The following is a 5,385-nucleotide window of genomic DNA, read 5'->3' on the forward strand; positions in this document are numbered from 1 at the left end:
TTGAGCTGACCGGTACTAATGACCCGTGAGGCTTAACCTTACAACGCCAGAAGCGTTCGGGGTGAGTTGAGAGAATTTTTGGCTTGTTGACGGACAGAGAACAGAGTTGTGTTCTGCGCAGAGAAGAGGCGGGACATGACGTAAAGAATTTGCCTGGCGGCAACAGCGCGGTGGTCCCACCTGACCCCATGCCGAACTCAGAAGTGAAACGCCGTAGCGCCGATGGTAGTGTGGGGTCTCCCCATGCGAGAGTAGGGAACTGCCAGGCATCAAACAGAAGAAGAGACCCCGTGCCTGCGCACGGGGTTTTTTTATGGGCGTCATCCGGGCATGGGGTGGTCGTACTGTCATACCGGGCCGGCGGCATCAGAGAAGGCCAGTTTTTAGCGAAGACAAATGTCAGCGAATAAGGCTGGTGCTTTATTACCGCGTGAATAACAACCCCTGTCAATTTGCAACAAAACTTTCAAAAAAATCATCGATAATCGAGTAATATGGTTTTCAGATGAAATGAGTTAAGGCTATTCAATGTTTCGCCAGCAAAATTCGTTAACCTCTTGGAATACATTCCATCTCAACGCACAAGCAGCAGGCATATTCGTACTTCGGGATGTGGAAACGCTCTGTAAGCGCTGGCAAGAGAGTCAGAGGCAGCAGTTACCCACGTTGATTCTCGGTGAAGGCAGTAACGTGCTGTTTATCGAGGATTTTCACGGTCATGTTCTTATTAACAGAATCTGTGATATTAAAATCAAAGAGACTGAACATAGCTGGCATTTGCATATAGGTGCGGGTGAGAACTGGCATGAGTTAGTGGCATTTTGCCTGAAAAAAGATATTGCCGGGCTGGAAAATCTGGCATTGATTCCTGGCTGTGCGGGTTCGGCTCCAATCCAAAACATTGGCGCTTATGGCGTGGAGTTTCAGGAAGTCTGTGAATACGTTAGCATTGTTCATTTACCAACCGGCAAACAAATGCGCTTAAACGTTGATGAGTGTGCTTTTGGCTATCGGGACAGCGTATTTAAGCATCACTATCGTGACGAGTATGCCATTGTTGCTATAGGCCTTAAATTGGATAAATTATGGCGACCCGTTTTGACCTATGGTGACCTGGTTAAGCTTGATCCTGAATCGGTAACACCCCGGCAGATTTTTAATTCAGTTTGTCAAATGCGGCGCAGTAAACTTCCTGACCCAGCCTTAAAAGGCAATGCAGGTAGCTTTTTTAAGAACCCTGTAATTGACCGCGCAAAGGCAGATGAAATGTTGATGATGTATCCCAAAATGCCGTCTTATCCGCAGGGAGACGGTAAGGTCAAACTGGCGGCCGGATGGCTTATCGATCAGTGCGACCTCAGGGGTTTTAGGATTGGCGGCGCGATGGTACATTGCCAGCAGGCCCTGGTACTTATCAATGAAGAACACGCATCAGGGAACGATGTTGTCGCGTTGGCACGGATAGTGCGTCAGCGCGTTGGAGAAAAATTTGATATTTGGTTGGAACCTGAGGTGCGCTTTATCGGTGCAAGAGGCGAAATGGATGCGGTGAGGGAAATATCATGAAGGGCAATAGCGTACCGTTAAAGCTGGTTAGTATTCTGGCTGATGGTGAGTTTCACTCAGGTGAGCATTTAGGTGAACAGCTAGGTATGAGCCGGGCTGCAATTAATAAACATATGCAGACGCTCCGAGAGTGGGGGCTGGATATATTTACACTAACCGGCAAAGGTTATAGCTTATCAGCGCCAATACAGCTGCTAAACGAGCAAAGTTTAGCTGCGCAGCTGGATGACGGAAATGTTTCGGTTATTCCTGTTATCGATTCAACTAACCAATATTTGCTAGAAAACATGGCTACATTGCGTCCTGGTGCGGTATGTGTCGCGGAATATCAGCAGGCCGGCCGGGGGCGACGTGGCGGACAATGGTTTTCTCCATTCGGGGCGAATCTCTATTTTTCAATGTACTGGCGGTTGGAGCAGGGGCCTGCCGCGGCAATGGGTCTGAGCCTGGTTATTGGCATCGTAATGGCTGAAGTGTTACAAAATCTTGGTGCGCATGGTGTCAGGGTCAAATGGCCTAACGATCTGTATCTTAACGATCGCAAGCTTGCTGGTATTTTGGTTGAGCTAACGGGAAAAACCGGTGATGCCGCGCATGTGGTGTTAGGTGCTGGCATCAATCTGTCGATGCGCTTACCGGATCCATCAATGGTCAATCAGCGCTGGATTAATCTGCAGGAGGCCGGTATTGATATTGATCGTAATGCACTGGCGGCAAAGCTAATCAATCAGCTGCGTATCAGCCTGGCTGAATTTGAACGGAATGGGTTGACGCCATTTACTAAGCGCTGGGCCAATCTGGATAATTTTCTTAATCGACCGGTAAAACTATTGATAGGCGATCGTGAGATTTTGGGGACTGCACGGGGAATCGACGAACAGGGAGCACTATTACTGGAGCAAAATGGTGTTGTTAAACCCTGGATCGGCGGTGAGATATCGTTGCGATCACAGTGAAATCCAATTCCCTACAGCGTCAGGAAATTGCCAGCGTACTCTTCGCTCAGTCTACTAAAAATTGTGCGGTCGACGCCCCTAAAATAACATGTCCCTATTTACGCAGCTGCACGTTTTCCACTGCATGATTCGCACTTTTAGTCATGATCAGACTGGCACGTTCGCGCGTTGGTAAAATATTTTCCTGAAGATTTAACCAGTTTATCTCTTTCCATAATTGAGTTGCTATTTTCACTGCCTCATCTTGCGGAAGTTGCGCGTAATGATGAAAATAAGAGTCAGGATTGGTAAACGCGCCCTGGCGAAGTTTTAGGAAGCGATTGATATACCAGCTTTCAAGCAACTGTTCTGAAGCATCGACATAAATCGAAAAATCAACAAAGTCTGAGACGAAAACGCGATGCGGATCGTGAGGATAATCCATCCCGCTTTGTAATACATTTAAACCTTCCAGGATCAATATATCTGGCTGCTGAACCAATTTGTCACCATCTGGGACTACGTCGTAAATCAGATGCGAATAAACGGGTGCTATTACCTGCGCAGCGCCGGATTTAAGCGCTGAAACGAAGTCTACGAGGCGATGGATATCATAAGATTCCGGAAAACCTTTCTTTTTCATTAAGCCACGCTCTTTGAGCACAGCGTTTGGATGCAGGAAACCATCGGTGGTGATCAGCTCGACTTTTCGGTGTCCGGGCCATCGACTGAGAAGTGCTTGTAGAACGCGGGCGGTAGTACTTTTACCTACGGCTACGCTACCTGCAATACTGATAATATAGGGAACTTTTTGCTCGTTAGTACCAAGAAATTGCTCCAGAACAGTCTGGCGTCGAACGCTTGAGCTAATATAAAAGTTCAGCAACCGAGAAAGTGGCAGATAAATTTTTGCCACTTCGTCCAAAGACAGATCTTCGTTAATTCCCTTTAATTGCGCAATTTCATCTTCTGTCAACGTCATCGGAACGGTGTTGCGCAATGCAGCCCACTGGGCGCGGTTGAATTGCAGGTATGGTGTTTTTACCAGAGAGTGTGTTTTGCTCATGTGTTTGCGTCGGCCAGCATTAATGTTTCCTGTTGATACCTTAATATGAAATGGGCTGCGATGCTTCGTAGATAGAGTCGGCCTGGTAATGAACAGAAATTAAAAAACGATGGGCTGCAGGTTACCATCAGCAACAGGCAACCTGAAGAAAAATGATAGTGAGTTGCACTAAATCCTACCCGATTCGCATTAATGAGCGCTTTTGTCCCTCATCTGCCCATCATCAGCCAGGCTATTCTGAAAAGCGGCCTGAAATAGTGCATTATAAAAGCTTAAGAAAGTGCAAAAATATCGTTAGTTAAGGCTGATTCGGTGGTAGATTTATGCCTGCTATTCACTACAAACAAGTGTTTTGCTGACGGTAAAATAGACAAAAACCAGCGCGTAGCCCAGAATTTCACTTCCATTTGCGTAAATAGTGAGCATTGAAGCTATAAATGAAAATTTTTAGTTGCATAGCGCCTCCTATCTTCCTAGAATGCGCGTCACTTGATGCCGGCTTAGCTCAGTAGGTAGAGCAACTGACTTGTAATCAGTAGGTCACCAGTTCGATTCCGGTAGCCGGCACCATCAAGTAAAAATTTGAATAGGTGGGATTCCCGAGCGGCCAAAGGGAGCAGACTGTAAATCTGCCGTCACAGACTTCGAAGGTTCGAATCCTTCTCCCACCACCATTCAGCCTTAAGGGGTGAATGATTCAAATGAGCGGCAGCGTCTTCTTATGAGGTTTACCGGCTGAGCGTAAGCGCAGTCATGCCAACAAAATTAGAAGTTGGCTCGAATAATAAGGAATCTTACTTTATTATTCACAAGCTACAGACAGAACAGGTAGCCGAGTTCCAGGGTGCGGGCATCGTATAATGGCTATTACCTCAGCCTTCCAAGCTGATGATGCGGGTTCGATTCCCGCTGCCCGCTCCAAGCCGTGCTGATATGGCTCAGTTGGTAGAGCGCACCCTTGGTAAGGGTGAGGTCCCCAGTTCGACTCTGGGTATCAGCACCACTTCTTTATCTCCTTCCTGATTCTCTCTCTGTATTAATGAAACAGTCGGGCTTTGCCTGGTTGATGTGACGATATCTCCGATATATCCGAGTCTTAGAGGGACTAGCGATGGCTAAAGAGCAATTTCAACGTAACAAACTGCACGTAAACGTGGGTACCATCGGTCACGTTGACCACGGTAAAACCACTCTGACTGCTGCAATCACCACTGTTCTGTCTAAAAAGTTTGGCGGACAGGCTCGTGCGTTTGATCAGATCGATAATGCGCCGGAAGAAAAGGCACGTGGTATTACCATCAACACGTCTCACGTTGAATATGAAACCCCGACCCGTCACTATGCGCACGTTGACTGCCCGGGACACGCTGACTATGTGAAAAACATGATCACCGGTGCTGCCCAGATGGACGGCGCGATCCTGGTTGTCGCGGCGACTGACGGCCCGATGCCGCAGACGCGTGAGCACATCCTGCTGGGTCGCCAGGTTGGTGTTCCTTACATCATCGTGTTCCTGAACAAGTGTGACATGGTTGATGATGAAGAGCTGCTGGAACTGGTTGAAATGGAAGTGCGTGAGCTGCTGTCAGCTTATGATTTCCCCGGAGACGACACGCCAATCGTACGCGGTTCTGCGCTGAAAGCGCTGGAAGGCGACGCAGCGTGGGAAGAGAAAATCATTGAGCTGGCGGGCTACCTGGATACCTACATCCCGGATCCGCAGCGTGCAATCGACCTGCCGTTCCTGCTGCCGATCGAAGACGTATTCTCTATCTCCGGCCGCGGTACCGTGGTAACCGGTCGTGTAGAGCGCGGCAT

Annotated in this window: 4 protein-coding genes, 4 tRNA genes and 1 rRNA gene; 8 read left to right on the top strand and 1 reads right to left on the bottom strand. The window is 48.1% G+C overall.

Translation table 11 applies throughout. From position 1 onward, the window contains the following. Nucleotides 1-152 precede the first annotated feature (152 nt). The 3 genes from rrf (at nt 153) to birA (ending at nt 2,522) form a co-directional block, all read left to right on the top strand. Nucleotides 153-268: ribosomal RNA gene (rrf, locus tag BM191_RS16320) — 5S ribosomal RNA — on the top strand. 260 nt (nt 269-528) lie between these two features. Further along, the gene (gene murB / locus BM191_RS16325; RefSeq protein WP_092880300.1) at nt 529-1,566 is read left to right on the top strand and encodes a UDP-N-acetylmuramate dehydrogenase; all 1,038 of its coding nucleotides are present in this window, start codon (nt 529-531) and stop codon (nt 1,564-1,566) included. Continuing rightward, nucleotides 1,563-2,522, top strand: coding sequence for a bifunctional biotin--[acetyl-CoA-carboxylase] ligase/biotin operon repressor BirA (gene birA, locus BM191_RS16330; protein WP_092880303.1), 960 nt, complete (start codon nt 1,563-1,565; stop codon nt 2,520-2,522). The genes murB and birA overlap by 4 nt, the downstream gene beginning before the upstream one ends. 94 nt (nt 2,523-2,616) lie before the next feature. On the opposite strand, the gene coaA is transcribed toward birA, so the two are convergent. Then, nucleotides 2,617-3,567, bottom strand: coding sequence for a type I pantothenate kinase (gene coaA, locus BM191_RS16335; RefSeq protein WP_092880306.1), 951 nt, complete (start codon nt 3,565-3,567; stop codon nt 2,617-2,619). Between the two features lie 494 nt (nt 3,568-4,061). On the opposite strand from coaA, the gene BM191_RS16340 reads away from it, so the two are divergent. From BM191_RS16340 to BM191_RS16360, 5 genes are all read left to right on the top strand, one after another. Continuing rightward, a tRNA-Thr gene (locus BM191_RS16340) sits at nt 4,062-4,137 on the top strand. Between the two features lie 19 nt (nt 4,138-4,156). Next, nucleotides 4,157-4,241: transfer RNA gene (locus tag BM191_RS16345), tRNA-Tyr, on the top strand. A 172-nt stretch (nt 4,242-4,413) separates the two neighbouring features. Further along, nucleotides 4,414-4,488 (top strand) — tRNA-Gly (locus tag BM191_RS16350). A 6-nt stretch (nt 4,489-4,494) separates the two neighbouring features. Beyond that, nucleotides 4,495-4,570 (top strand) — tRNA-Thr (locus BM191_RS16355). 108 nt (nt 4,571-4,678) lie between these two features. Next, nucleotides 4,679-5,385: elongation factor Tu (locus BM191_RS16360; protein WP_092880309.1), on the top strand; the 707-nt coding region annotated here is incomplete at its 3' end.

The organism is Izhakiella capsodis (genome assembly GCF_900115045.1).
GTDB classification, from domain to species: Bacteria; Pseudomonadota; Gammaproteobacteria; order Enterobacterales; family Enterobacteriaceae; genus Izhakiella; species Izhakiella capsodis.